Genomic DNA, 26544 nt, shown 5'->3' on the forward strand with positions numbered 1-26544 from the left:
ACCCAAAAGGAGGGTTTTCTGATGAAAAAACGACTTTCACTAAAAAGCGCAGTGATTCTGGCCGCCATTCTCTGTTTGACCACGGTTACCGTTTTCGCGGCAACACAAGTCAGCCAGTATCTGTCAACCTCGTCATCCAAACCGACCTATACTTCTTTCCCGACGGAAAAAGCGCTTCAAAAGGATCTTGGATTTGTTCCGAACAACTTGGAAACGTTTTCGAACGGCTATACTTTTCAGGAAGCGGTCATCGGAAATACCACCCCTGTTGATGAAAACGGCAAAAAAATGGGCGATTATAAATTTATTTCCTACACATATGCATCCGGCAAGGATAACAAAGTAAACCTATACGCCAACAAACAGCTTCCCGGAATAACATCAGATTCCAAAGAGGTAAACACGGATTATAAAGGCGTGACCCTTTCTTATTCCTCACAGAAATATAAATTTGTTCCGGCAGACTATCAATTGACGGAACAAGACAAACAGGCCCAGGAAAGCGGAGAGATTATGTTCACTTACGGCAGTGACAAAGTAGAAAACAGCATCGTTCAGAACGTGACCTGGACCGACAGCGAAGGGATCAGCTATGATTTAATGGCATCCGACAGCAAGCTTCAGCAGACTGATCTGACGGCAATGGCAAAGGAGATTGTGGACAACAACAAATAAGGGCCGTAACCGGTTCGGTCCTCGCAATCAATAAAGAACCGCAGAAAGAAATGCGGTCCCGTCCCCCTGCATTACCTGAGCCACGAAGCTAAAATGTTTCGTGGCTCTTTCATGTTGACCATTTTAAGTCACCGAAAACAGGCCTTCACTCATTTGCAGGTCCATGCTTCCCATCACTTTTGCAATATGCTTTCATCCGGCTCTTTTAGAAGGACGAGCAGGGCGCTGACAACTGTCAGCAGCAGCATTGCGATCCCGGAAACAAAAAACCACAACGAGACTCCCCGCTTTTCGGCAATTGGGCCCGCTATGAGCAGCCCCAAAGGCATAGTCGATGAACTGAGGCTGCTGATCAGGGAAAAGGCACGCCCCATTTTGTCCGGGGCGATGGTCTCCTGCATATAGGCGATATAAGGGATGTTATACAGGTTGGTGCCGGCCCCGATCAGCGCGCACAATGCCGCGAACACCCAGAACCAGAACATCTTCGCAGGCAACAGGCCGCACAGTAACGAGGATATTCCCATGACAAAAAGCCCCAGATGGATGACCGGGAACTTATTTTTGATGATACCAAACCTTCCCAACAATACAGCGCAGAGCATCATCCCCCCGGCGTAAGCAAAATTGACCATGCTGGCGTGCCAGGCATCGGAGCGGAAATAGCCGCTGGTCATGAGCGGATAATAGGTGGAGAGAGGCGCGTAAAACACCAAAATAAAGAAGGTAGCCGCCGTTACGATACACAGCTTCCTGTCCCGGCAGATTGTCGCCGCGCCTTCCTTCATTTCATGGAAAAAGCGCGGTTTTTGCTTTGCCCCGCGTTCCGGATCCGGTATTTTAACAAATAATACCGTGGCGCTGGCTGCGAGAGCCCCCGCCAGATCAGACAGCAATATGATCCAAAGAGGCAGGGCGGCATACATGGCCGCGCCCAATACAGGACCCAGCAGAAAAGCCCCCGACTGCAGGAACTGGCTCCAGCCGTTGGCGCGCACCAGTTCCTCCTGCGGCACCAGCATGGGTACTGCGGCCTGAACAGCCGGACTTTGAAACACGTTGCCCACCGCCCGGATCCCCAGTACCGCGCAGACCGACCAGTAAGGCGGATTGCCATACAGGAAAAGGAAGGCGAAAACAAGGGCCGCCAATCCAGTGAAAAGGTCCGCCGCTATCATGACGGCTTTTCGATGAAGGCGGTCGATCCAAACGCCCGCAAAGGGACCGAGAAGAAACTGCGGCAAAAAAGCGAACATGCCGGCGACCGACATCATGATCGGCGATGCCGTTTCCGTGGCCAGCCACCAGATCAGGGAAAACTGCACGGCGGCGCTGCCGATGAGCGATACCGTCTGCCCCGCGGCAATGGTGAGGAAATCCCGTTTCCACTTATTCTGTTGATTTTTCTTCATAGGCACTCCAGTATGATCGTTTAAATACTTCGTCCATAGATAAATGACCATTATGTTTTGAATTGATTATACCATGTTTCCACTCTGAAGTGTCGATCGCCGCCGAAAAAATGCGGCGGAATTTTGTCGATATTATACTCCCCATGTCGGAAGCCGGGCGCAAATGGTGTAAAACACCTAAGCTACCTTGCGGATTTGCAGTTGGCATTTTGTGGTACGACAGTAGTTAATTATTCATTTGTGTGATCTTTTATCGCGATTTCCGCCTGTTTTTTTCCGCGCCCGCATTTCGGCTCCGATAGTCTGCAATTTCGCGGACATTGGCCACAGCGTTTTGTTTCCAAGACTTGCCGAAGCGCAGGGTCAATGGGCACGGCTGTCTTCCTTTTGATCCAAGGAAACATCGTGTATAACCTCCGTATAATAAGTTTGTAAGCTTTGCTTTCGTGCGGACATTTGTATGGCACAGTACGTATGCATTCAACCTGGTTTGGCGTATTCATATCAGTGCCGCCATTTGATTTAATGTTACATCCTGAATCGTATGCTCAAGGACGCAGGCCTCGCTCACCGCCAGAGCCTCGCTGAGGTTCAGCACGTTCATTAAAAAGCGCTTGATTGTGTCAAACTTGGCGAGCAGTTTTTGCGCTGTTGCAATTCCTTGATCGGTCAATCGTATGGGACCGAATTTCTCGTGTTCCACAAATCCTTTTTCCGACAGCTCCGCAACCGCCCTGTTTGCACTCGGTTTCGACACGGACATCCTTTCGGCAATGTCGATAAGCCGGACGGAGCTGTCCGCCTTGTGCAGGAGGTATATCGTTTTAAGGTAATTCTCAAGCGAAGGGGTTATCGTATTGTTGTCCATTCTCTAACCTCCTTACGGGGTTCTGGCGGTATGCGCCGTCCTCTTAGCTGTGCCGATTCCAGAAACCATCGTGCCCAAAATGCCCGAATCCGAACTCCTGTTCATTGTCGCCGCGCCAATCGTCTATAATGCGCTCCAGATATTCCCCCAGCTTTGTCTGCTCTTCTTCCGAGAGGCAGTCGAATAATGTTTCAAATCCAAGCTGCCTGTCGTCCTGGATTTCGGCGTTTTTCCCTTTCTCGGTCAAACGGATAATCATGGCCCTCTTGTCATCCTCCGACGGCGTACGCGTGATGTACCCTTTCTGCTCCAGCTTCTTCAGCAGGTCCCCCAAAGATTGAGGACGCATATCCATTAAGTCCGAAAGCTCTTTCTGCGTGATTTCCGGCTTCATTTTCAGCAATTTCAACACCCGTCCCTGGCCGCGGTATGGATTCCCCGTCAGGCCGAAAGCCATATGGTTGTGGTGGTGATGCCGGATGAGCAGCCATTGGATTTGCATAAACTGCTCCACCAACCCGCTGTATTTGCTCTCGCTCATGATTTTCCCTCCTTAGATCGGGCCGTTCAAGTTTTATTAAGCTACCTTTCTATATTATAAAGGTAGCTTTCTAATTTGTCAACAGTTTTCATCTACAGCAATTCCATTTTACTTTGCAAGACAAAACACGTTTCTCCCCCCGCCTTTGGCGGGGGGAGAAACGTAAACTTATTGCAGAATTAACTGGAAATGCTGTAGCTATCTGAATGTACTGTTGAATTTTTTCTTTTGCAAAGCGGACAGGTCTGAACGCTGAAACTTTTTCGCGAAGCTCATAAGTAAAAACAGCAGACACGGAAAAACCGTGTCTGCTGTTTTCTCTCTTCCCCGCCGACGGAAATCCCGGCATTTACTGCTGCTGGACGTCAGCCGGGCCGTGGATTTCCGAACGAGCCGGAACATGATCATGTAAAATGCCGTAAAATCATAGATTCTTTTCGCAAAAATCCCGAAGCTGTCTGCTTTCGGTTTCTTCGCCCTCGCCTTCAATCTGAAAGACGACTCCGTCGCCCTTTTTTACACCGAGATTCATGATCGCGAAAAGCCGTTTGGCGTCTGCCGATTTACCGGCCGCCGTCATAGTGATTTTGGACACGCATTTTTTGGCGGCCTGCGCCAGCAGACCCGCCGGCCGTGCGTGCAGCCCTTCCTCTGCGGTTACGATATACTCAAACGTTTTCATTTCCTTTTCCTCCTTGATGATTTCCCAGCCGTCTCCGCCGTGCTATCGCAGCAGCTCCGGCGCAAAATGGCGCACGATATCCGTAATCGGCGCATGATTGTTATCGGTCCCGCGATAGGCTATGTAGGGTTCCGCTTCCGGGGACACGTTCGCAGGCGCCGCGGCAAAGCCCGCCACGCGAAACATGGAAATGTCATTGCTGCTGTCTCCAATTACCAGGGTTTTTTCCAGCGGAAAACGGAGTTTCTGCGCGGCCTTCTTCAGGCCCGGCCCTTTGCCGCAGTCCGGAGGTTCCATTTCCACGCAGCAGGGACTATGATAGAGCTCCAGAGTCAGGTCGGCGAATTCCCTCTGCAGTCTATCCATCTGCTCCGGTAAAAGGGTCGGAATCGATGCCTTTACCACAGGTTCCTCCGGCAGGCCTCTCCATTCTTCATAAGACCGGATACCGGAGCGGATAAAAAAATTTTTATGCATTTCCACCGACCGGCCGTCCGCTGAAAGCCTGGGGTCACGCCGGCAGAAATACGGGCTGACGGAAGTGTAATAATTGAAATACAGCCCTTCACGTCTGCAAAAGCGATCCAGCCGCTCCAACTGCCCGGCCGTGAACTGATCCAGAACCTCTCCGACATCCCGGGAAGGGTCGTACAACAGGGTTCCGTTGCAGGCGACGGCTGCGTCCATCGTCCCAAGCCGCGGAAGATAGAAACGGAACAGATCGGGATGGCGGCCTGTCGCGATCAGTGTTCGTACGCCGTGTTCCCGAAGCTTGGACAGCGTCTTCAGGTCGTCCGGATGGACATAGCCGCGGTCGTTCAGAAGAGTGCCGTCCAGATCGGTAATAACGGCGCGGAGATCAGTCATCGGCGGCCTCTGCGGATTCGCAGGAAATAATCTCCGACTGCGCCGCGGTCACTTCTCCCAGCCGGATTTTTGGATTTGTAAAGTCGGCCAGATTGGTGATAATACAAGGGGAAATCATTCGGAAATTGTTTGACTTGAAAAGCTTGAGATCCATTTTCATAATCCGGTCGCCCCTGCGGACACGGCTGCCGTCTTCCACATAGCAGGTGAATCCCTTTCCGTTCAGTTTCACCGTGTCTATCCCGAGATGAATCAGCAGCTCGATTCCGTTGTCGCCGGTGATGCATATGGCGTGCAGGGTCCTGGCGATATTGGAGATCACGCCGTCGAACGGCGCCAGCACGAACGGCGACTCGGGATAAACGGCGACGCCGTCGCCCAGCACTTTCCCGGAAAAAACTTCGTCCGGGACCTCAGTAACAGAGACAGCGCGGCCGGTGATCGGCGAATATACTTTCCTTTCCATGGTTCCTGTTTCCTTTCTTGCGATAAAATTGTCTTCGGCTTCCGCTTTCCTTCAAGACCTGTGGAAACCTGTTTACAGCATTTCCAGTTCATTCTGCAACAAGGCTGCGTTGATATTTTTTAAAATAGGTCCGTTGGAGAACAATTCCCGTGTATACACCCGGTTAAAAACATGTTACAATAATGATGGTCCAGCTGTCAAATCATTCAAAGACCAGTCGGAGGTTTCCTTTATGAACTGCCTGACTCGAATCAGTCAATATTACAATTCGTTTACCAAAGCGGAACGCAGAATTGCGGATTATATTACACAGAATCCCGAGCAGACCGTAAAGCTGAGTATATACGGCCTGGCCAGCGCGGCTGGGGTGGCCCCTTCCACCGTAACGCGTTTTGTCCACAATCTGGAATACAAATCCTTTAACGAAATGCGCATAGAGCTGGTGCGCAACGTGGACGTGAAAACCGTAAACGATTTCAATGAGATTCTTCAGTGGGGCAATAACAAAGACGATCTCAACCAGCACTTTCTTCACAATATCACCAGCGTGTGTCAGGAAGCGCTGAACATCAACCGCCTTGAAAAATTCAGGGAGGCCGTGTCCATCATCAACCGCGCCAAACTGGTGTACTTTTTCGGTATCGGGGCATCCTCCCTGATCGTACAGGATTTGCAGCAGAAGCTGATGAAGATGCATAAGTGCTGTATTTACAACATCGACGGAAACTTCGGCACCCAGAACGCCATCATGGCGGGCCCCGACGATGTTGTCGTGGCCGTTTCCTACAGCGGAATCACGCGCGAGGTAAATCTGGCCGTCCAGCGGGCGAAGGAAAACGGATGCAAAGTCATCGCCATTACCCGGTACGGCCACACGACCCTTTCCGAACTCGCCGACATCTGCCTTTTCGTTCCGAACGTAGAACAGGTGACGAAAGTAGCGGCCATTTTTTCACGGTACGCGCAGTTGTTTATTGTGGACATCCTGTTCCTGAATTTTGTGAACGAGAGCGGAGAGGACCCGGCGAAAATGCTTACGGATTACCGTTCGCTGCTGCTGAGACTGAAAGAGTAGTCCTGTTTGCGGAGAATACGACCGGCCCCGAACGGGGCCGGTCTTTTTGATATTCTCAGAACGGGTGCCAGCAGCACAGGATTCTGCAGTTTCCTTTTACTTTGCAGGACTTCCGGTCCGACGGAAGAAGAACGGTGTGGGTATGATTCATCTGATACCGCCCTTCGGCGGTTTCCACGACGGCGTTCCCTTCCACGGCGGTAAGCGACAGGCAGATGCCGTTGTTTTCCGGCTCCCATTCGTCCGCGATATCCACGATATCCACGCAGAAGCTAGGGTGGCGGATCGCTTCCCGCACGCTGGCGCCGGCGGCCGGCCTGCTTCCCGGCTCGAAGTGCCGCACCTCAGGCTGCAGGGCCGGGTCAAGCACATCAAACCCCTTTTCCAGATGCAGCTCTCTGCCGCGCCCATAGTCGTACAGTCGGTAGGTGATGCCGCCAAAGCTGCCCGCCTCCAGCGCCAGCATGTTTTTGCCGCAGGCGTGCAGCATCCCTGCGGGAATCATGACGAAGTCGCCCTTTTTCACCGGCACTTTGCGGATATATTGCTCGATCGTGCCGTCGGCGGCGGCTTTGCGCAGTTGCTCTTTGTCCGTTATCGTCGTTCCGGCCACCACATAGGCGCCTTCGTCGCAGTCCAGAATATACCACGACTCCGACTTCTCAAAATCGTTTTCCACGCGGCTCGCATACTCTTCGCCGGGGTGGACCTGAATGGAAAGATCCTCCCGCGCGTCAATATAGGCCACACGCACCAGCTGGTCGGCGGGGTCCCTGCCCAGCAGTTCCCCGTGCCGGAGGCCGATCAGTTCGTGAAGGGTTTTGCCGGCATATTCGCCGCTGAGAATTTTGCTTGTTGTGTTCCGGTAGGCGCTCACCTCCCGGCAGATTCCATACTGCTGCCCTTCGGGCGGCGTGATGCCCCGAATATCTGTAAGACGGCTGCCGCCCCACACGCTGACGCAGTAACCGGAGATGGGAAGAATCGGTTCCATTTTTCAGCCCTCCCCGACCCACTGGATTTCTCCGTTGCGCTTATAGCAGCGGAAAGGAAACGGCTTCTGCTCTATGACGGCGTGGTCCTGCTTGGTGGCGGGCAGGCTGCACGCGGCCACGGCCAGGACGCCTTCGCCGGAATTGATGATGCGGTGGGCGTATTTACCGCTGATGTAGTGCAGCGAGCCCGGAAAAATCTTTTCCGCGTAAAATTCGTCCCCGCCGTCCCAGAACAGCAGAAAGCCTTCGCCCTGCAGGCCGTAGTAATATTCGTCGCAGTCGCGGTCTATGTGGAAATGTCCGTGCGTCATGCTGCATTCCCCGTCGACGCAGTAAGCTTCCAGGTAAGTAATGCCCCACTGCAGATTGCCCTTGACGTAGTCGGTGCGGTGGAAATTCTGATTCGCTACGCGGTAGGCAAGCTGGTCGCCGAACGCCGCCAGGGCATCCTCATTTTTGTAAATGCCCTTCAGCTCGCTGATTTTTTTCTGGCGCCAGACAACGTTCTGGCCGGAAAGCTCGCAGTCTTCCCACCATTTCTGTATTCCCTTCGGTTCGCGGATAAAGTCTTCCCTCATGATTTTCCGTTCCTTTCTGAATTCTTCAGTCATCGGTTCTGAGCATGGTCTTGTGGACAACAGCCGGCTGGTAGCCCATATTTTCAATCACATAATCGGTGATGGAAGCCGGAACCACAACGATATCCAGGAATTTCTGCCGGTAGCAGAACTCGGGATTGGATTTGGAATAGACCTTCACTTCCTCGCCGTCCACCAAGGTGAGAACGGTAAACTGGCCGTCGTTGGAGAATTCCGCCTTTTTTTCAAGATAAAGCTGCTTGGTCTGATAATACATCAAATCGGTTTTTCCTACAATATATTGTTTCCACCCGTCGCCTTCCCCATCGGGAATCGGCTCAATGGCGATGTTTTCGCGTACCCAATCCGAGGTGCGCTCGGTACGAAGCACCTTCTCACCCATCGCGCTGTGAATCGGGCGGAGGTTGCCTTCGGCATCTCGCCGGTTATAATCGTACATTTTATAGGTATAGGAACCGATGGTGAGCGAACCGAGCTCCAGAATCAGCTGGTTGCGGCCGGAGGCGTGGATGGTTCCGCCGGGAATCATGACCTGACGGCCGGGAACGGAGTCGATGTGGTTGACATATTTGGCATAGTCCAGGTCGCTGCCGTCCTTTTCGGACTGTTTCGCCAGCGCGACAAATTCGGCGGGGTCGGCATCTTTGTTGAAGCCGAGATATGTTTTCGCCCCGTGACCGGTGGCAATAACGTAGTAGGCCTCGTCCTGACTGCCTTTTTCATTATAAGATTCTTTACAGACCGATTCGTAGGGATGAACCTGAACAGACATGTTGCCGTTGCTGTGGTAGGTATCGTCGTAATTAAACCGGATGGGGAAATAGCCGTCGAACCGTTCGGTGCATTTTTCACCCATGATCGGCAGAGGGCATTTCTGAATGAAGGTAAAGAACGGAAACTCGACTTCGCGGCCGTCCGCGTCGACTACGACACTGACCTCCATCGGGATCATGTCGAATACCCAGGCGATATTTTTGTATTCGGAAGGCAGCCGTCTGACCTTACGGATAAATTCGCCGCCCCAGATGCCTTCGAGATAGACAGGCTTGGTGCGGAACGGATAGCGGGCCAGGCCGGTCAGGATCGTTTCGAGGTCCCGGCCGCTCATCAGCACAAAATCCTCGTCATGGTCGCCGCAGATGTAAAAATCGATTTCATTCTGCGTCAGCAGACGTTTGCGGTTTTTCAGAATGATCTCAAAATCCACGAAATAGTTGCGGCGCATCAGTTCCTCAAACGGGCGCGGGGTTTTGTCCCCCACGTTGATCAGTTTCCCTTCGCGTGCGCGGACGGCGGCCGATTTCGGGGTCACATCAATATAGACCTTCAGGTCTGTCAGAGCCAAAAAGGTCTCCGACGTGCTGCCGTACCCGATAAAAATCATCAACGTTTTTTCGGGAAGATTCCGCATTTCCTCCAACAGTTTTTCTGCCTTTCCCCTGTCGATAAAATCGGAGAAGCTTCCCTCGTACAGTTTGCCAAACAGCAGAACGGGGTCTTCCTCGTAATTCAGGGGAAGACACTCCGCCAGCATGGCGTCCAGTTCTTCGACCGGTTTGTAAACCTCGTCCATGGTGCGCAGGACCACCCGGTAGCCGCGCTGCCGTACGGCCTGTGACAGCGCACCCGAAAGGTCGCTGAATTTGGCGGAGGCGTAACCGTCCACGGCCACGACACATCCCGATTTTCCGCTTTCCAGCAGGGAAACGGCCTTTTCAGCAATACGCTTCGCGGACTGCACGGTACCGAAAACAAGATCCTCCCTGACGGATGCCGGGATGTCGGGACGGTTGATTGCGGTGTGGTCATCATAGGCCAGGGGTTTGAACATAAAACTCATCTTTGCAAAATCCTTTCTAAATTCAATTCAATATGATATCAGGTTGTTGACTGTAACTTCAGTGGCTTGCCGGGAAAGCCCGCTGCCGGAAAAAGGAGCTCCCGAAGGCTCCCGTTCCGGCATTGGGCCACAGAATATTTCAGTTCCGGCTTTACCGATCTCCGCCGAACGCGTCAAGCGCCTCTTTTTTCGCACCGACAGACCAGGTAAACAGGAAGCCTCCGGCGATGGAAAGAGCATAGGCGGCCAGGTACGCCAATGGATTGGTGTTGACAAGAACGCCGAGGATTCCGGAAACGCTGACGGTAACGGCGCCCGAGTGAGGGAAGAAGCCGAGGAGAGCACCGCCCAGAGCGGCGCCGGCGCAGGCCGTAAAGAATACGCGGCCCAGCGGAAGGCTGACGCCGAAAATCAGCGGTTCACCGATGCCGAGGATACCGGCGGGGAGACCGCCCTTTACGGCATTGTGCAGGCTTTTGTTCTTCCGGTATTTAAAGAACAGGGCAATGGCTGCACCCACCTGGCCGCCGCCCGCCATGGAGTCGAAGGCGTAAATCGGTGTGTAGCCAAGCTGCTGGATCAGGGAAAGATGGATGGGAGTAAGACCCTGATGCATGCCCGTCATAACCAGCGGCAGGAACGTGAAGGCAATCACCGCGCCGCCAAGCGGTCCCGCGTTGTTTACCAGCCACAGCAGCACATTGGTGATGCCGGTTGTCAGAATGCCGCATACCGGCTGGATGATGAACAGCGTTGCAAGACCGACGACCAGGATCGCCCCGAGAGAAGGCAAGTGGATTTTCAGGGAATCCGGGCAGTGGTCCTTGATCCATTTTTCCACAACGGCAATCAGCGCACCGGCCGCGAGCGCCGCAAGCGTACCGCCCTTGCCGTTGGTGAAGGCAAGACCGAAAAAGCCCATCGAAACGCCCGCAAGATTCCCTACGTTTGTGACGATGCCGCCGGCGATCAGGCCGAGATACGGATTACCGCCCATGACTTTCGCCGCCTGGCAGCCGACCGCGATGTTCAGATACGTAAAGAACGTGGAGCACAGAACCGTCAGCGCCGCCATGAATACGGAGCCGCCGTCCGCGACCGCAGCCGGGTTAAAGGCAGCCGTACCCGTGAGGGTGAATATGAGCACGAAAATCTGCCTGATACCGAAAAGCAGACCGGCTCCGGCAAAGATCGAAACGAGGGGTACGAATACGTTGGAGAAAAATTCAAAAATGCCTTTTGACTTTTTCTTGTGCATCAGCGCTCCATCCTGTTTCGCCTCCGAATAATTCAGCCCGTCCATCTGTTTCAGCTCCGTACAGATTTTGTCCGCCACGCCCGGACCGAGAATGACCTGAGGCTCTTCAGGCGTCCCAACGACCCCCATCACTCCCTTGATCTTCAGCAGCGCATCCTTTTTCACTTTGTCGGCGTCCCGAACCTCTACCCTCAGTCTGGTCATACAGTTTTCCAGTTCTGCGATGTTTGCCGCTCCTCCAAGACATTCCAGAATTTCCTGTGCTAAGGTCTTTGCTTCCATATGTTTTCCTCCCTACAACTATGTAATTGAAAATCGGATCGGGAACCGCCCTTCGCATCTATTATAACAACTAATGAAACAGAATTCCATTATGAATTGAAACAAAATTTTATTTTGTCCATTGGTCGTTTTCCACAGATTTCAGTTTAAATGAATCCAATTTTTAAAATTAATCCTTTAAAATCAGTTTGTACCCGATGTATTTATGAAACTTTATTTTATATTTAAACTTTTTGTTTCTTCCCCACTCGCTATTTCCCTCCTGAATTCGAACATAGTTCCCATTTATGCATCCTTCCTTTTTCCGGCCATCGGGTGCTGTGCGCGGAAGCTTATGTTCTTCCCCGCCATGTCCCCCGGATAGGAAGGCAACGGATTTATTTTGTTGAATTCGTACAGCATATAAAATAGAATTTTGTTTTATATATTAGTGAAATTTTATTCTATCCATGCTATAATAGCTTTGAAAATTGGTTAGAGTCTGCCTTTCAAATCATCACGTTCAAGCACTGGTATCCGGTTCCTATTCCCTATCGAAAACGCATAGGCGGCTGAATTTTTACTATTCTATACTATTTACAGCAATTTCATCTTAGTTTGCGAGGCAAAACACGTCCCCGCCGTAAGCGGGAGAGGAGCGCAACCTTGCTGCAGAATCAACGGGAAATGCTGCAACGAAATTAAATTTTATGTAAAAGGAGAAAAATATGGAGATCAAGGTGGACGCAAACAGAGTCATGAGAGAGTGGCCACACGTCGAAAAGTACCATAACACCACATTAAGGTACACCCCGGATAAACGTTTTCCGGAGGCAATGGAGGCATATATCGGACGCCCCGAGATGATTCGCCTGTTCATTACATTGGATGAGGTATGGGACTACCGTGATAATACCTATCACTGGAATTATTTGATTGGGGAAAACCGCTATCAGAACGACCCGAATCATTATCACTACGACTGGCCTCTGACCGTTCCTTCCCCGCTGGGAGTTCATGTTGAAGAATATCTGACGTCTCACGCGGCCTGTGCGGACACGGTCCTTTTGAATATCCGCAGATATGAGCGGGAGGTGACCGACGGCCTTGTTTCGTTTGATCAATATGAAAAGGTATTTAAGAAAGTAGTCGAGCACTATAAAGCCCTGTGTCCAAATATTGTCTATATTGAGTGCTGTAACGAAGTTGAAATTCCAAATTTCGGCGAACTGACCATGCCGGAATTTTATAATCTGTACAAGAGAGCCTATCGGGCGATTGAGCAACTGAATGCAGAACACTCCTATGAGACGCCGCTGCTGGTCGGCGGTTTCGGGATGTCCGCGGGAATGACAAACTGGAAATACTGGGATGAATTTTTAGAGATCCTTGCAAAGGATAAGGACCGTAAAATAGATTTTTATTCCATGCATGAGTATCATACCAATCCCGGAAGAATTCTTCAATTCTATGTCCGTCATGAAGTGAAGATCAAAGAACTGAACCTGCCTGATCTGCCGCTTCTGATGACGGAATATGGGTTGAGAACCGGAGTGGGCGACGCGGGAAGACCGAATAACCTTCAAAATGCCAGCGGAGAGATCGCCGGAATGATTTTAGGCTCCTATTGCAAGAATCTCAAGATGTTTCCATGGTGCTCTTTCCACAATCCAAATCAGCAGCTTGGGCGCACGATGTTTGTCCTGAATGATCAGAATCAGTATGTTCCGACCCCGAGCGGGCACGTGATGAAAATGCTCCATATGCTTGGAAACAGGGAACTTCTGATTGAAGGTTACGTCAATGACAACTGCGTAGCAACCATAGATCGGCAGGGGGCTATCCAGATTTTGGCCGCCAATCCCGGAGCACAGATCAACGATTATGACCTGGAGATTTTCGGTCTGCAGGAAGGAACCTATCTGCTGACTGAGTATTATGTTGACGAGCGGCATAACAACTGGATCAGCGATCACTCGTTAACCGGTCTGTCTGTTACCGGGAGCAAAAGCGTCGCGGTGAAGGACCGGCTGAAGGAAAGCATACGGATGATGAACGATTCTTTCTGCCTCTTTACGATTGAAAAGCAGCCCTGACCACCCCATCCTGAAGATGAAATACACCCCAAAGGCCAAACGGCAAAATATGCCGAATACCTTTGGGGTGCATTGATATTGTCCGGAAGTACGTGCATGACCTAATCCTTCGGATCTGATTTTTTTGTACCGGAAATGAGGTAAATTTCAGGGGTGTCGATTAACATATCCACATGAAAACAGCGGAAAAATACTTCGGCTTCCTCTTTCGCAGGACGCAAAGGCCACGAAATCCGGCTCACTGTATCACCCGAATGACAGTGATTGATAGAGCTTCTGCCCTCGCTGTGAGCAATGACGAATCTTCCGTCCGGCCTCAGCATACTTGCAAGATGCTCCGCAAGCTTTGGTTTATCAGGAAAGTGGGGATATGCGCTGAATATCAGGGCTGTGTCAAAGCCGGTCTCATGTATGTCAAACAAGTCCGAGGCAAGCAGCCGCAAACGGGAATCCGCGAATTTGCTTCGCGCCTTGGATATCATTTCGCCCGAAAGGTCAATACCCAAAACAGAATCGGGGTTGCGTGAAAGGATTTCGGGGAACAATACGCCGGTCCCACAGGCGATATCCACCACCCGCGACCCGGCCTTTATTGCCGACAAGGTGACAATCGATGCAATTTTTTCTTTGTCGAACGTACAATGATTGTCCCAATTTTCTGCGCATCCGTCAAAGAACTGTTTTATTTCATTTCGTTGATTTAAATATTCGCTCATATTTTACGCTCTTTCCCTCCGTATCATTTTAGCCTTCTCCAAGGCCAGGATAAAGATCGGAATCAGAAGCATTTGGATAATAATTCCCGGCAGTGCCACGACAAAGGAAGCTGAAATAAATGCGGCAAAGCCGTAAGGCTTGCCTGCCATGTTCATAAACACAGCGTTTGCCAGACCGGATACAATCCGTCCGCCAAGCATTGCGCCAATGAGCGCGGGGTAGACATTCCAGCGGAGCTTTTGATAAAAGAATCCGGTCAGTGCGCCGTAAGCGCAAAGCTCAAGCATCATGGCCGCAGCCGTCGGGAAAATGGGAGGCATGCCAGTCAGAACAGAAGAGAAAAGCGGTACGATAAACCCGCATACCGCTCCATACGGCCACCCGAAAATCAATCCGCAAAGTAAAACGGGAATGTGCATAGGCAAAAAGGTAGGTCCGGCACCGATCATATGGAAAAAGGTGGGAAGCAGAATTCCGAGCGCGATGCAGAGCGCCGTTCCGGTCAGATTTACTGTCGTTGTTTTTTTCATGGTAGTCTCCTTAACAAGTTATCATTGGAGCAAACAAATCTTTACTATCCTCCTAAATAAAAATACCATGAAAAGAGCCGTTTCGTACGGCATCCCTTCATGGTTGTGTGCTAATAAATAAGTGAAGATTTTAAAGCCTTCATGACTTTGTTAACATTATTATTTTAATATAAAATATGGAAAAAGTCAATTACAGCATTTCCAGTTGATTCTGCAACAAAATTGTGTTCCTCCCCCCGCCGAAGGGCGGGGGGGAGGAACGTGTTTTATCTCGCAAACTGAAATGGAATTGCAATAAAATGCAATATGCATCAGTCTAAAGAGGCATCGGCTCAGAGTAAACAGGAACCGATGCCTCGCAGTAAGACCGATTTTATTGTGATACGGCTGGGAAATCCTTATCCCACCGCAGCAACAAAAATTCTTGTACCGTTTACATAAATTCCGGCTGCCGAACCTGCCGCGCCGGCGGAGGTGATTTTGTAGAAATAGTCATTGCCGGATTTGCCGGCATAAACAAGGCTGAAGACAGGGGACCCGACGGTAACGGACGGAGCCGCTGTCGAGGTAATCCTGAAAGTATAGGAACCATGCACGGTCAAATCCATCGTCGTATCGCTTGTGAAAGAAGTCCCCTTTACGGTAGCTACAAAAATTCTCGTACCGTTTACATAGATTCCGGCTGCCGAGCCTGCCGCACCGGCGGAGGTAATCTTATACAAATAATCATTGCCGGATTTGGAAACATAGGAGAGTTGGAACGAGGGAGAACCAACCGTAACGGTCGGAGCTACCGCTGAGGTAATCTTAAAGGTGTAAGAACCATTCACGGATACGTCCATTGTGGTATCGCTTGTGAAAGCAATCCCTTTTACCGTCGCGACAAAGATTTTATTCCCGTTCAGGTAGATGCCTGTCGCGGAGCCGACGGAGCCGACTGCGGAAAGCCTGTAGAGGTATTCATTGCCGTTCTGGGAAACCGGCGCCACTGTGAATACGCCGCTTGTACCGGCTGTAACGGAAGGTGTGGCCGAAGCGGTCACTTTCATGATATAGCTGGAGCCCTTCTCGACCGAGAGGGCGGCGTTTGTGTCGGAAACCGCGATCGGAACAGCAACGGCGGTAATCTCGCATCTGGCCGTACCATAGTCATCCATCTCATAACCGTCCGCGTCATACAGGACCGCGGTCAGAGTCGTTTTATTTTCCGACGCGAAAACCGGATCGATACTGTTTACCGTTACGGTTGCGGAAGCGTCGGAGGAAGTGAGCTCAAAGACGTCGCTGCTGCCCCCGTCAAGCTCCCAGACCACTCTGGTCCCGGCGGGAAGGGAGGTGCCGGCCGGATAGGCCGCTGCGGTGAATGTCTCGGAATAGCCCTTGGCAATGCTGGAAGAGTCCTTATTGATTGCAATGCCTGCAAAAGAAAGGGATGCGACTTTAAAAGTATCGATTGCCGTACCCGTCGTTTTCTCGAGTGTGAATCCAAAGGTATTGAAATCATCCACATCGACGGCATCCGAAGCGGCCTTAAAGACGGTGGTGCCCGCCGCAAAGGTCTTGTCGGTCAGCTTCAGGGTAACATTATAGACACTGCCGGTTACATACAGGTTTCCGGCAGCAATCCTCATGGTGCCGTCCCCTTCAATCGTATCCGCAGTGACCATACCGTCAAACGTCAGGACGGTATCGGAATCCAGAGAAATGGTGTCAACCGTAACGGAGCCGCTGACGGTTGCGTTTGTGTCCTCGTTCTGGGTATAGAGCATTCCGTTTTTCGCGTTGGAGGGAGCGGGGATTTTTCCGGTGAAGGCTTCTCTGTCGTCGCCGACATAGACCGTTGTCTCGCGGAAATCGAGGTCGATGGCATTCACGTTGGTGTTGTCCCCGGACAATGTGATGGAACCGTCCGCGCCCGATTGAACGCCTGCACAGGTGATTTTGGATTCCTTAGAGTACATCAAGATATCCTGTGCGGTAATCTTACCCGTAACAACCGGAGTATCCGAATCATTCGCGCTGACGGTAACCGTACCGTCGGCATGGATGGTTCCGGTTGTTCCCGCGTTTACGGTCACATTGCTGTCCGAATCCAGAGTTTCCTCCGTAACGTCGATATTTCCAACTTTACCGCCGCTTACAAGAACTGCGTCTCCGTCGGTCGTGAACGGTGCCCCGCTCGTTTTGACGTCGCCGACGGTGCCGTCCGCAACCTCAACGGTACCGCTTTTTATATCGACGGAACCGACTTTCCCGCCGCCGATCTGGAGATCCCCGACATAGCCGGAAATTTTCTTAACATTGGTGCTCTCCCCGACACTCACGCGTGTGGTGCCCTGCGGGAATACTACTTCGCTGTCTGTAACATTGCTTGTCCCGGGATTTGCGTCGCCGGTCAGCATTGTTTTTCCGTCCGTTCTCTTAATGGTAAAAACCTTGCTGCCGGGCAATAAGGTCGCCGCGTCGGTTTTCTTTTCAATCTTTGTTTTCAGGGTGTAAGAGTCGCCGGAACTGCTGGATGCCTTGTAGGTGGAACCGTCTGAAACCAGCTTCTTCACCGTGATGCTTACGTTCGTGGTATTGGCATCCTGTGTGTACAGGTGCGTTTCAGCAGACAAATTCTTTCCTACGACAGCAACCGGGGACTGGGTGAATGCCGAAGTCGTATCTGCGACCGAAACATGCACGTCGCTGCCCGTCATGCTGAAGCTGTAGGCGTTTTTATCCGTGATGCCGGCGGTTGCCGTGGTTAAGTCGGCAGCCTCATAAACAGCCAGCGCGGAGTCGGAGCCTGGTTTCGCTTTATAAATACCCAAAGTTTTTGTATAGTTGGCGGTCTGAGCAAAGGTTTCGAAATCAGAGAAACCGGTGCCCGGCTCTTTGGCTGCGAAGCCTGAGTCGTATTCGCCGAAGACGATCTGATCCTTGTCATAGACATATACGGTAAGGTTGCTCCTTGCTTTCACCGTGTAATCATTTCCGTCTTCGTCGGTGTAGCCGCCCTCATAAAGAACGGAAATCACTTCTTTGCCGGAAACCGAACTGCTCTTCAGCTTGAGAGTCGCCGCGTCGGTGGAGCTGTCCACCTTTAACGAAACAAGGCTGTCGCCGGAAACATGGGCGATGGCGCTGATCTTCTCGTCGCTGACCGACTGATGGTCCGCGGTTTCAAAGCGGAAATCGCTGCCGCTGTCCAGCAGAAAATCCGTAAGGTCTGCGGTATTTGCCGTACCGCCGTTGACAAGATAAATTGCGTCTTGATTGGTACCGCTGATTACGCCGGTCAATGACTTTGCAGCCGCCGTGGCAGCGACGGTCGCAAAGCTGCTGATAACCAGCGCAGATGAAAGTACGAGAGAAAGCACCTTAGCTGTAAATTTTTTCATTCTGCGAATCCTCCTGATCGAGTGATGTTTTTACGAATTCAGTGGTGAAAGTGCGGTGGTGATTTTTCGGCAGCAGGCTTCATGCCGTGTCCGTGTTCCATGTGTCAGCCGATTCGTCGTATGGAAGTCTTTATCGTTTCTGCTGACTTGAAGGGGAGGAAGAGGAACGGCGGCTGACTTTTGAGCCGTTTGAACTGCTGGAGTGACTTTGTGCCTGAGAGGACGTTTCCCCCTTTTGGCTGGAAGCGGTGTCTTCTTTTTCCGGGTCATCGGATGAATCGGAGACATTGTCTTTGCCGGCTTCACCCGAGGAAACCAAGGAACTCTCATCAGCCTGTTGATTGCCATCAACGGCTGTACCGGATGAATTCGGTGTATCTTCGCCGTCCGTTTCATCGGGGGCGCTGCTGTTATCCGTCGGAACAGAGCTGTCCTTTGTATCGTTCCCGTCTGTATCCGCCGAATTTTTCAGTTCGTGGATCTTTTTCATGATATCCGTTACTTTGGCATTCCTGTATTCGCTGACCGTAACGGAAGGATCGAGCGCCTGCAGCTTTCGTATCAAGCTCAGCTTGCCCGGAGTAATGGCCAGTTTTTTGGCTTCATCCCGCTTTTCCAGGGGAATGTGGTCCTTGCTGATTGTTGCGGTCTTCCCTTCTGATTTTATTGCCGTTTCTGCGCCCTGTGCCGCGGCGTCTTCCAGTTCGATCGCGTCCGAGGTATCGTCGGTTTCAGAGGTCACGGAAATTACCGTTGAGCCGTCCTGTGCGACAAAGCCTTTCTGCGCGGCCGACTTAACCAGAGTATGGACGGCGCTTTTGACATCTGCGTCCATGATGTTTTGCCCGTTCAGAATCGCTGTGCCTTCGCTGTTATAAGCGGTCGCGGACACAATTCTTCCGAATCCATTGACGCCCAGCTCAACGCTGGGGTTTATGTCAAGGCTTAAATAGGAAGCGGGAGTTTTATAGTAGGAAACCGCGGCAACAGACATTGCGCACACAAAAACGACGGTACAGGCCGCTATAAGGGCTCTTTGCCTCATGGAGCGCCTGTGCCTGCTCTGCAACGCAGCGGGTGTCGTGCTTAAACTGGCAATGAGGGAATCCCTTGTTTTCCTTTTCAGATCTTCTTTGGCACGGATATGGTTCATAGCGGCCCTAAAAATAGTTTCCATCATCAAAACCTCTCAATTTGTTCTTTAAAATTGCTTTCGCTCTTCGCAGATGTGTGTGAATTGTATTTTGATTTCTTCCAAGAATCACTGCAATTTCAGGAACCGAATAGTCCTCGAAATAGAAGAGATAAATTACATTCCTGTATTTCTGTGGAAGCGACAACACTTCACGCAGCACACCCTCTTCGGATTTATCCTCTATGGGAATCTCTAAGTCGTCGATGGAACAAGTATTTTTACGGAAAAAGCTTTTGTGGAAATCCTTGCATTCATTTATGGTAACTCTGCAGAGCCATGCCTTTTCATGCGCGTCGTTTTCAAACGGTTTTTTATTTTGCAGCAGCTTTAAAAAGACATTTTGAAAGATGTCCTCCACATCCGCTTCATTTTTCAGATACATAAAGCATATTCTTCGAACCATATCGGAATATTTGTCGAGAGCTTCTGTTACAACATCGTTGGTACCGGACGATGTTTTTTCCATCTCTTTTCCTCCCTTCACCCATAGATACGATTGACGATGGCAAATACTTTCAAAATTCGGTAAAGTTTATGCGGTTTGCGTTCCAGTATATAGCACCCCCAGCGGAACAGCCTTCCATCCGAAACGGCCTGTTCTATTTAAAAAAAGAGGAAGAAATGTTCAGCAACACATCTTCCCCAATTGGTATTCTAAATCTCTGGAGGCCCGTAAAAGACCGATTTCAATGTGCAAAGATAGCTCCCGCAGTTTGAACGCGCAGCCTTTTGCGCGTCATCAGCAAGCGGAGCATTTTTCAATACCATTTTACCGTCAATTTCAACCCGGGGTCAACTCCAATATTTACCACTCCGCAAACTGTCTCTTACAGCAATTCCATTTCAGCTTGCAAGACAAAACACGTTTCTCCCCCGCCTTTGGCGGGGGAGAAACGCAGCCTTGCTTCAAAATCAACCGGAAATGCTGTAGCAATTCTCGGCGGTGTTTACGCCCTGCATGATTGTGATACGCTGATTCCAAAAATCCACGCTTCCTGAGTGAAGATAAAAGCGAGTGGTTTTCCGGATACAACAAAAGCACCTCCGAAGAGGTGCCGGACTGATCTGATGATTTTCATTGACTGATTTACAAAGCGACCGTTTTTTGTTTGATTTTTTCAAATTGATCGACCGCCTGAGGATCCGACTTAAAATAATCTATCAAAGACTGCAGATTTTCGACAGTGGACGAGCTCAGCGAATGCTCGATCAGCTCCGTCTCTTCCAAAGCATTGGGGCTTCCGATCAGCTGCAGGAATTCCTCAATGATCATATGCCGGTTCAACAGAGCCGCGCCGGTTTTTTCCCCCATTTCCGTCAGCTGAATAATTTCATATCGGTCATATCGGATATACCCCATGTCAGCCAGTTTAAAAATCATTTTGGAAGCGGACGACGGTTTTACGTGAAGCAGCTCTGAGACCTTCCCGACCCTTGAGTAGCCGCCGCTGCTGCATGCGCGGTAGATCATTTCCAAATAGTCCTCCATGGAGGATGTCAGCATTCCTTCCCGCTGGTTGAGTATTTGATATCCGCGCGCAGTCCGAAATTCGCGATTCTCCGATTTTTTCATAAGGGCACCCTTCCTTTTATTGAAAGCTGGACCTTGTCTGTAAATGTGCATGCAGGCTCAGCCCGCCGTATTCCGGGCATTTTGGGCGGGATTTGGCCAAAGACAGGACTTTGGACTTTACAAACAATGCCTACGATAATATATTCAAAATCGCTCCCGCATAAGAACTAATTTTAGAGGAAGGAAAAATTATTCGGCAGGGCTAATTTTTTTGTCCGAATACAATTTTGTAGCACTTTCAGTGAAAGAACCATATATTAGCCTAGTGCAAGAAATTAAAGGGTCTCTATCAATCCGTCACACGGTTTAAAAATAGTTTTCAGGAGGTCATTGCTATGAGTGAGAAAGGAATACCGCTGAATGAACTGCCCATGGGGGTCAGAGGCAGCGTGACATCTTTAAATGCCAACGGCACGGTCCGCAGAAGGATGCTTGATCTGGGTGTGATCGATGGAACGGAAATCGAGCCGCTTTACCAGAGCCCGTCCGGAAATCCGACCGCTTACCGGATTCGCGGAGCAGTGATTGCGCTGCGGTCCGATGTTTCCGACAAGATTCTGGTTACTGCGTAAGGTAGAACCGGTGGGACCGAAAGAAGGCATATCTCCTGTTGATATGCGCTCTCTGCCCCACCCTATTTCTCTGCACAAATCAATTCTATTTTAGAATATAGGAGGGAAAGTTATGGGGCTCACGGGAGAATCCACGGGCGCCGGGGTTTTATGCGGCTGCAGCGGGGCTTTCCAAATTGAGAGGGAAACCGCGGACGATAAAGTGGTCGCACTGGCCGGAAATCCCAACGTGGGAAAAAGCACGGTATTCAACAGCCTGACCGGAATGAATCAGCATACGGGCAACTGGCCCGGAAAGACAGTGGCTAACGCACAGGGAAAATACAGACATCAGGGGACGAATTTTGTCCTCGTCGACATTCCGGGGACCTATTCTCTGATGGCAAACTCGGAAGAAGAGGAAATCGCGCGTGATTTCATATGCTTTGGAAATCCGGACGCCGTCGTCGTCGTTGCGGACGCCACGTGTCTGGAACGCAATCTGAATCTGGTTTTACAAACCATGGAAATATCCAAGCGGGTCGTGCTTTGCGTCAACCTGCTGGACGAGGCGAAAAAAAAGAAAATTAAAATCAATCTCGAAGCGCTCTCCCAAAAGCTGGGCATCCCTGTCGTGGGAACAAGCGCCCGAAGCGGAAAAGGGCTGAATCACCTGATGGATGCGGTTGCCGGTCTGACGCGGGAGGAAAGCGAAACGCGTCCGCTTTCCATTACTTACGGGGACGAAATCGAACAGGCGGTGGCAATGCTTCAGCCCGTTCTGGAAAGCGCGCTGGGCAGCAGGCTGAACAGCCGCTGGGTCGTGCTCAAGCTGCTGGACGGCGATGAAAGCCTGCTGCAGTCCATGAGAAATTTCCTCGGAACAGACATCTTATCGGAAAAAGAGATTTCAGACCGGCTGAAAGAAGCAAAAGAGTTTCTGGAAGGCGCGGGGATTTCCAACGATTCTTTCCGCGACCGGATCGTTACCGGGATTGTAGAGCTGTGTGAAGCAATCGGCAGCGAAACAATTGTTTATGAAAAGGCGGAATACGCACAGCGGGACCAGAAGATCGACAAGATCCTGACCTCAAAGGCAACCGGCATTCCCATTATGATTTTATTGCTGCTCGGTATTTTCTGGATCACCATTACCGGCGCAAACGTGCCGTCCGGCCTGATTGCGGACGGATTGTTCTGGGTGGAGGACCGGCTGATGGAATTTTTCCAGTGGATATCCGCACCCGAATGGGTAACGGGGCTGCTGGTTCAGGGAGTATACCGGACCCTGGCCTGGGTCGTTTCCGTCATGCTTCCGCCGATGGCGATCTTTTTTCCTTTGTTTACCCTGCTGGAAGACCTGGGATACCTGCCCAGAGTCGCCTTTAACCTCGACAACTTCTTCCGCAAATCCTGCGCGCACGGCAAGCAGAGCCTGACAATGTGCATGGGCTTCGGCTGCAACGCCTGCGGCGTGATCGGCTGCCGCATCATCGACTCTCCCCGGGAACGGCTCATCGCCATCCTGACCAATAACTTTGTTCCCTGCAACGGAAGATTTCCCACCCTGATCGCCGTCATCACCATGTTTTTTGCATCGGCGGTGGCGGGCCCCTTCCAGTCCGCCGTTTCCGCGCTTACCCTGACCGCCGTCATTGTTTTCGGGGTTTTCCTGACCATGCTGATCTCCAAGCTTCTTTCCATGACGATTTTAAAAGGGATGCCGTCTTCGTTTAATCTGGAGCTTCCCCCCTACCGCCGCCCGCAGATCGGCCGGGTAATCGTCCACTCCATCTTCGACCGGACGCTGTTCGTCCTGCGCCGCGCCGTCGTCGTAGCCGCCCCCGCGGGTCTTGTGATCTGGCTGCTCGCCAACATTCAGGTCGGCGGTATCAGCCTTCTCGCGCAATGCGCGGGGTTTCTGGACCCGTTTGCCCGAACGCTGGGGCTGGACGGTTATATCCTGATGGCGTTCATTCTGGGATTCCCTGCAAATGAGATCGTCATCCCGATCATCATCATGAGCTATATGGCGGTGGGAAGCCTGACCGATTTTGAAAGCCTTACACAGCTCCATTCGCTTTTTGTCAGTCACGGATGGACCTGGCTGACCGCTGTCTGCGTCATGCTCTTCTCCCTTCTGCACTGGCCCTGCGGCACTACCTGTCTTACGATTAAAAAAGAAACACAGAGTTTGAAATGGACACTGCTGTCGTTTGTGATCCCGACAGTAACAGGGATTGTGGTCTGTTTCCTCGTCGCCAATACGGTAAGGCTTTTCGGGTTGGTATGACGGAAAGGATATAACAAAAGCACCTCCGAAGAGGTGCTGAATAATGTTTCCGTTCCGGCGGGGTTGTCAGATTTTCTGCTGATTTACCGCCTGCTCCAGCTGCAGCAGCGCTCTTTCCAGGGTCGCCCTCGGGCAGGCGATATTGACCCGCTCAAAGCCTTTCCCCTCCGGCCCGAAAATGGAACCTCTGTCCAGCCACAGCTTTGCCCGATTCACAATCAGATCTTCAAGCTGCCTGTCATCCAGACCGAGCCTGCGGAAATCGAGCCATACCAGATAAGTCCCCTCCGGCTCGATCATTTCGATCTGCGGCAGTTTTTCAGACAAAAAGCTCCTGAAAAACGCGAGATTTTCAGCAAGGTATTGTTTGAGCTCCTCAAGCCACGGCCTTCCGTTTTCATAGGCCGCCTGGCAGGCGACAAGGCCCATTGTGTTTAGCTGGGAATAACCTGACCTGTTGATCTCAAGCTGAAATTTTTTTCTGATCTCCCCGTTGGCAATCAAAATATTGGATACCTGCAGGCCCGCCAGGTTGAAGCTCTTGCTTGGCGCCGTGCAGGTGATGGTTCTTTCCAGATACTCCGGTTTCAGACTTGCAAAAACAGAATGACAATGTCCCTCGAAAACAAAATCCGCATGGATTTCATCGGATACAATATAGACCCCGTGTTTTACACAAATATCGCCTAAGCGAATCAGCTCTTCCTTTGTCCACACGCGGCCGACCGGATTGTGAGGATTGCAGAGAATAAAAATTTTTACCTTGTTCCGAACGATTTCCTCTTCAAAATCCTCGAAATCGATCCCGTATTTCCCGTCGCGATAAACGAGCGGGTTATTCACCAGCTTTCGGCCGTTGTCCAGAATAGACTGGGAAAAAGGGTAATACACCGGGCGCTGGATTAGGACGGAGTCCCCTTCCTTCGACAGGGCACGGATGGCCATACAAATTGCGAAAACAACGCCCGGCGTTTTTACAAGCCAGTCGCTCTGAAGCTTCCAGTCGAAATACTGGGCATACCAGCTTTGCAGGGCATCAAAATAGCCCGCTTTGCTTTCGGAGTAACCGAAAATTCCATGCCCGGCGGCTTTCTGTAAAGCATCAACAATAAAAGGAGACGTTTTAAAGTCCATGTCGGCTACCCAAAGGGGCAAAACATCCTCCGGTCTTCCGCGCTCGGCGGCAAAATCATATTTGAGGGAATTCGTACCCTTTCTCTCTATTACCTGATCAAACTGACAGTTCATTTCCATTCCTCCTGTGAGAATTCCGGTTTTGATTTTTTCACGTTCCAACTCACACCATCATTTTTCCTTATTTTTGGCGTTCGGCCGTAATGGCCAAAGGCATTCCTTCAGCGTTCAACATTCCTGAATACTATAGCAAAAAACACAGGGGTTTAAAACCCTGTTTGGAAACAGTACGCTAAAATGATCCCTCTTTCCATCATCCTCTTACAGCATTTCCAGTTGATTCTGCAACAAGTTTGCGTTTCTCCCCCGCCAAAGGCGGGGGAGAAACGCGTTTTGTTCCGCAAACTGGGATGGAATTGCTGTAATTCATAAATAACATACTAATTATATATGTTATATAATATAGGAAGTCGTAAAAAAAGTCAACCATGATTGTTGCACGAATCTGCAGATGTTTTTACTGAAACTTTTATCTCTCTTCTGCATATGAACAGATCCCCTTGAAAGGATATTGCGAAAAATCCCCTAACGTAAGGTCCGGACTGCGGCAGGAGGATTCCAAAGCTCTTCCGCCCTTTTATTTGTTGTTCTCACTGTAAAATCGGAGGGCTTCCCCTATAAATTTTGTTGCACCCTTCCCATACTTTTTATCATGGACTTTCGTTTGCTTTGTTAGATACAGGTCTGCCATCATGCCCCAGTAGTTTTCGCCCATGTCCAGCTTGAGAATCTTATAGTGTTCCCTGACCATATCATCCATTTCCTTTACGATTTTCTGAACATCCGCAGAAGAAGGGTCTCTATTTATATCAGATGTCAAACGTTCCATTAACTGATTTGTTTGAGCCAAATAAACATCGGCATTCTCTTTTATTGTCTGAAACCCTTCCATAATGGACGGCAGATGATCAAGATTGTTTTTCATCGCTTCGGTGTATTTTTCGATACTGCCAAACTCCTTGATAGCCATCTTTGCAATCTCAAGTTCCTTTGTTTTCATGTTCCGAATATTCTTATCAAATTCCTCCACACTGCCATAATACTTAACAACTTCATCCGCATGTTCCTGCTTAAAGGTTTCCAGTGTATTGAAATATTCGCCCATATCAAACTCTTTAAAGCTCATTGTGCTGCCGCCTTTCAATTTCTTTTCAATCATTGCGATCAGTTCGTTCAGCCGGTCCCGTTTCAGCATCAGCAGTTCTTTCTGCTCGTGGAGCGCCCGTACCTTGTCGTACCGCGGGCTTTCCAATATTTCTTTCATGCTTTTCAGCGGAATGTCCAACTCTTTGAAAAAAAGGATCTGCTGTAAAGTTTCCAGGGCTTCGTTGTCGTATAATCTGTAGCCCGCTTCTGTTGTTGTACAAGGTTTTAACAAGCCAATTTTATCGTAATAATGCAGCATACGGACACTGATTCCCGTTAAATCCGAGACCTGTTTAATCGTTTTCATCGTCAAGCTTCACCTCC

23 protein-coding genes are annotated in these 26544 nt (G+C 50.6%); 5 read left to right on the plus strand and 18 right to left on the minus strand.

The window, feature by feature from the left end:
- Nucleotides 1-21 precede the first annotated feature (21 nt).
- The gene (locus ACRQU7_RS12955) at nt 22-675 is read left to right on the plus strand and encodes a hypothetical protein (protein WP_444641280.1); all 654 of its coding nucleotides are present in this window, start codon (nt 22-24) and stop codon (nt 673-675) included.
- A 173-nt stretch (nt 676-848) separates the two neighbouring features.
- On the opposite strand, the gene ACRQU7_RS12960 is transcribed toward ACRQU7_RS12955, so the two are convergent.
- The 6 genes from ACRQU7_RS12960 to ACRQU7_RS12985 all read right to left on the minus strand — a co-directional run bounded on the left by ACRQU7_RS12960 (nt 849) and on the right by ACRQU7_RS12985 (nt 5511).
- Entirely contained in the window at nt 849-2087 is a 1239-nt protein-coding gene (locus ACRQU7_RS12960) for an MFS transporter (protein ID WP_444641281.1), read from the minus strand.
- A 499-nt stretch (nt 2088-2586) separates the two neighbouring features.
- Nucleotides 2587-2955, minus strand: coding sequence for a metal-dependent transcriptional regulator (locus ACRQU7_RS12965; protein ID WP_444641282.1), 369 nt, complete (start codon nt 2953-2955; stop codon nt 2587-2589).
- A 43-nt stretch (nt 2956-2998) separates the two neighbouring features.
- Nucleotides 2999-3496 carry a MarR family winged helix-turn-helix transcriptional regulator gene (locus ACRQU7_RS12970; protein WP_444641283.1) on the minus strand — a complete coding sequence of 166 codons (498 nt, stop codon included), beginning with the start codon at nt 3494-3496 and terminating at the stop codon, nt 2999-3001.
- 424 nt (nt 3497-3920) lie between these two features.
- The gene (locus tag ACRQU7_RS12975) at nt 3921-4178 is read right to left on the minus strand and encodes an HPr family phosphocarrier protein (protein ID WP_038325004.1); all 258 of its coding nucleotides are present in this window, start codon (nt 4176-4178) and stop codon (nt 3921-3923) included.
- A 42-nt stretch (nt 4179-4220) separates the two neighbouring features.
- On the minus strand, nt 4221-5045 hold the full coding sequence (locus tag ACRQU7_RS12980) for an HAD family hydrolase (RefSeq protein WP_141825723.1): 825 nt from the start codon (nt 5043-5045) through the stop codon (nt 4221-4223).
- Complete coding sequence (locus ACRQU7_RS12985; RefSeq protein ID WP_042082004.1) at nt 5038-5511, minus strand: PTS sugar transporter subunit IIA; 474 nt, start codon at nt 5509-5511, stop codon at nt 5038-5040. Before ACRQU7_RS12985 ends, ACRQU7_RS12980 begins: the two co-directional genes overlap by 8 nt.
- A 232-nt stretch (nt 5512-5743) precedes the next feature.
- On the opposite strand from ACRQU7_RS12985, the gene ACRQU7_RS12990 reads away from it, so the two are divergent.
- Nucleotides 5744-6586 (plus strand): MurR/RpiR family transcriptional regulator, encoded by an 843-nt coding sequence (locus ACRQU7_RS12990; protein ID WP_038325008.1) that lies wholly within the window; start codon nt 5744-5746, stop codon nt 6584-6586.
- A gap of 55 nt (nt 6587-6641) precedes the next feature.
- Here ACRQU7_RS12990 and ACRQU7_RS12995 read toward each other — a convergent pair whose 3' ends face one another.
- The 4 genes from ACRQU7_RS12995 to ACRQU7_RS13010 all read right to left on the minus strand — a co-directional run bounded on the left by ACRQU7_RS12995 (nt 6642) and on the right by ACRQU7_RS13010 (nt 11560).
- The gene (locus ACRQU7_RS12995; protein WP_444641284.1) at nt 6642-7580 is read right to left on the minus strand and encodes a class I mannose-6-phosphate isomerase; all 939 of its coding nucleotides are present in this window, start codon (nt 7578-7580) and stop codon (nt 6642-6644) included.
- Between the two features lie 3 nt (nt 7581-7583).
- Nucleotides 7584-8159 carry a glucose-6-phosphate isomerase family protein gene (locus ACRQU7_RS13000; protein ID WP_038325011.1) on the minus strand — a complete coding sequence of 192 codons (576 nt, stop codon included), beginning with the start codon at nt 8157-8159 and terminating at the stop codon, nt 7584-7586.
- 25 nt (nt 8160-8184) lie between these two features.
- Nucleotides 8185-10011, minus strand: coding sequence for a class I mannose-6-phosphate isomerase (locus ACRQU7_RS13005; RefSeq protein WP_444641285.1), 1827 nt, complete (start codon nt 10009-10011; stop codon nt 8185-8187).
- A 160-nt stretch (nt 10012-10171) separates the two neighbouring features.
- Nucleotides 10172-11560, minus strand: coding sequence for a PTS transporter subunit EIIC (locus ACRQU7_RS13010; protein WP_444641286.1), 1389 nt, complete (start codon nt 11558-11560; stop codon nt 10172-10174).
- A 707-nt stretch (nt 11561-12267) separates the two neighbouring features.
- Here ACRQU7_RS13010 and ACRQU7_RS13015 point away from each other — a divergent pair.
- Complete coding sequence (locus ACRQU7_RS13015) at nt 12268-13635, plus strand: hypothetical protein (RefSeq protein ID WP_444641287.1); 1368 nt, start codon at nt 12268-12270, stop codon at nt 13633-13635.
- A 101-nt stretch (nt 13636-13736) separates the two neighbouring features.
- On the opposite strand, the gene ACRQU7_RS13020 is transcribed toward ACRQU7_RS13015, so the two are convergent.
- The 6 genes from ACRQU7_RS13020 to ACRQU7_RS13045 all read right to left on the minus strand — a co-directional run bounded on the left by ACRQU7_RS13020 (nt 13737) and on the right by ACRQU7_RS13045 (nt 21036).
- Complete coding sequence (locus tag ACRQU7_RS13020; RefSeq protein ID WP_444641288.1) at nt 13737-14351, minus strand: class I SAM-dependent DNA methyltransferase; 615 nt, start codon at nt 14349-14351, stop codon at nt 13737-13739.
- A 3-nt stretch (nt 14352-14354) separates the two neighbouring features.
- Entirely contained in the window at nt 14355-14882 is a 528-nt protein-coding gene (locus ACRQU7_RS13025; RefSeq protein WP_444641289.1) for an ECF transporter S component, read from the minus strand.
- A gap of 398 nt (nt 14883-15280) precedes the next feature.
- The gene (locus tag ACRQU7_RS13030) at nt 15281-18268 is read right to left on the minus strand and encodes a hypothetical protein (RefSeq protein ID WP_444641290.1); all 2988 of its coding nucleotides are present in this window, start codon (nt 18266-18268) and stop codon (nt 15281-15283) included.
- 130 nt (nt 18269-18398) lie between these two features.
- Complete coding sequence (locus tag ACRQU7_RS13035; RefSeq protein WP_444641291.1) at nt 18399-19445, minus strand: anti-sigma-I factor RsgI family protein; 1047 nt, start codon at nt 19443-19445, stop codon at nt 18399-18401.
- On the minus strand, nt 19429-19929 hold the full coding sequence (locus ACRQU7_RS13040; RefSeq protein ID WP_038325018.1) for an RNA polymerase sigma factor: 501 nt from the start codon (nt 19927-19929) through the stop codon (nt 19429-19431). The genes ACRQU7_RS13035 and ACRQU7_RS13040 overlap by 17 nt, the downstream gene beginning before the upstream one ends.
- Before the next feature lie 621 nt (nt 19930-20550).
- Nucleotides 20551-21036, minus strand: a complete 486-nt coding sequence (locus ACRQU7_RS13045; RefSeq protein WP_444641292.1) for a metal-dependent transcriptional regulator — start codon at nt 21034-21036, stop codon at nt 20551-20553.
- Nucleotides 21037-21371: 335 nt separating this feature from the next.
- Here ACRQU7_RS13045 and ACRQU7_RS13050 point away from each other — a divergent pair, with 335 nt between their 5' ends.
- Together ACRQU7_RS13050 and feoB are read left to right on the plus strand one after the other, a co-directional pair.
- Nucleotides 21372-21608: a FeoA family protein gene (locus ACRQU7_RS13050; protein WP_038325020.1), complete on the plus strand. Its 237-nt coding sequence runs from the start codon at nt 21372-21374 to the stop codon at nt 21606-21608.
- Between the two features lie 112 nt (nt 21609-21720).
- Nucleotides 21721-23880: a ferrous iron transport protein B gene (gene feoB, locus ACRQU7_RS13055; protein WP_444641293.1), complete on the plus strand. Its 2160-nt coding sequence runs from the start codon at nt 21721-21723 to the stop codon at nt 23878-23880.
- 66 nt (nt 23881-23946) lie between these two features.
- On the opposite strand, the gene ACRQU7_RS13060 is transcribed toward feoB, so the two are convergent.
- Both ACRQU7_RS13060 and ACRQU7_RS13065 read right to left on the minus strand, forming a co-directional pair.
- Complete coding sequence (locus ACRQU7_RS13060; protein ID WP_444641294.1) at nt 23947-25128, minus strand: MalY/PatB family protein; 1182 nt, start codon at nt 25126-25128, stop codon at nt 23947-23949.
- Nucleotides 25129-25651: 523 nt separating this feature from the next.
- Nucleotides 25652-26527 carry a MerR family transcriptional regulator gene (locus ACRQU7_RS13065; RefSeq protein WP_444641295.1) on the minus strand — a complete coding sequence of 292 codons (876 nt, stop codon included), beginning with the start codon at nt 26525-26527 and terminating at the stop codon, nt 25652-25654.
- Nucleotides 26528-26544 lie beyond the last annotated feature (17 nt).

The sequence above is a fragment of the Caproiciproducens puteiluti genome (assembly GCF_052442865.1).
GTDB lineage: Bacteria > Bacillota > Clostridia > Oscillospirales > Acutalibacteraceae > Caproiciproducens.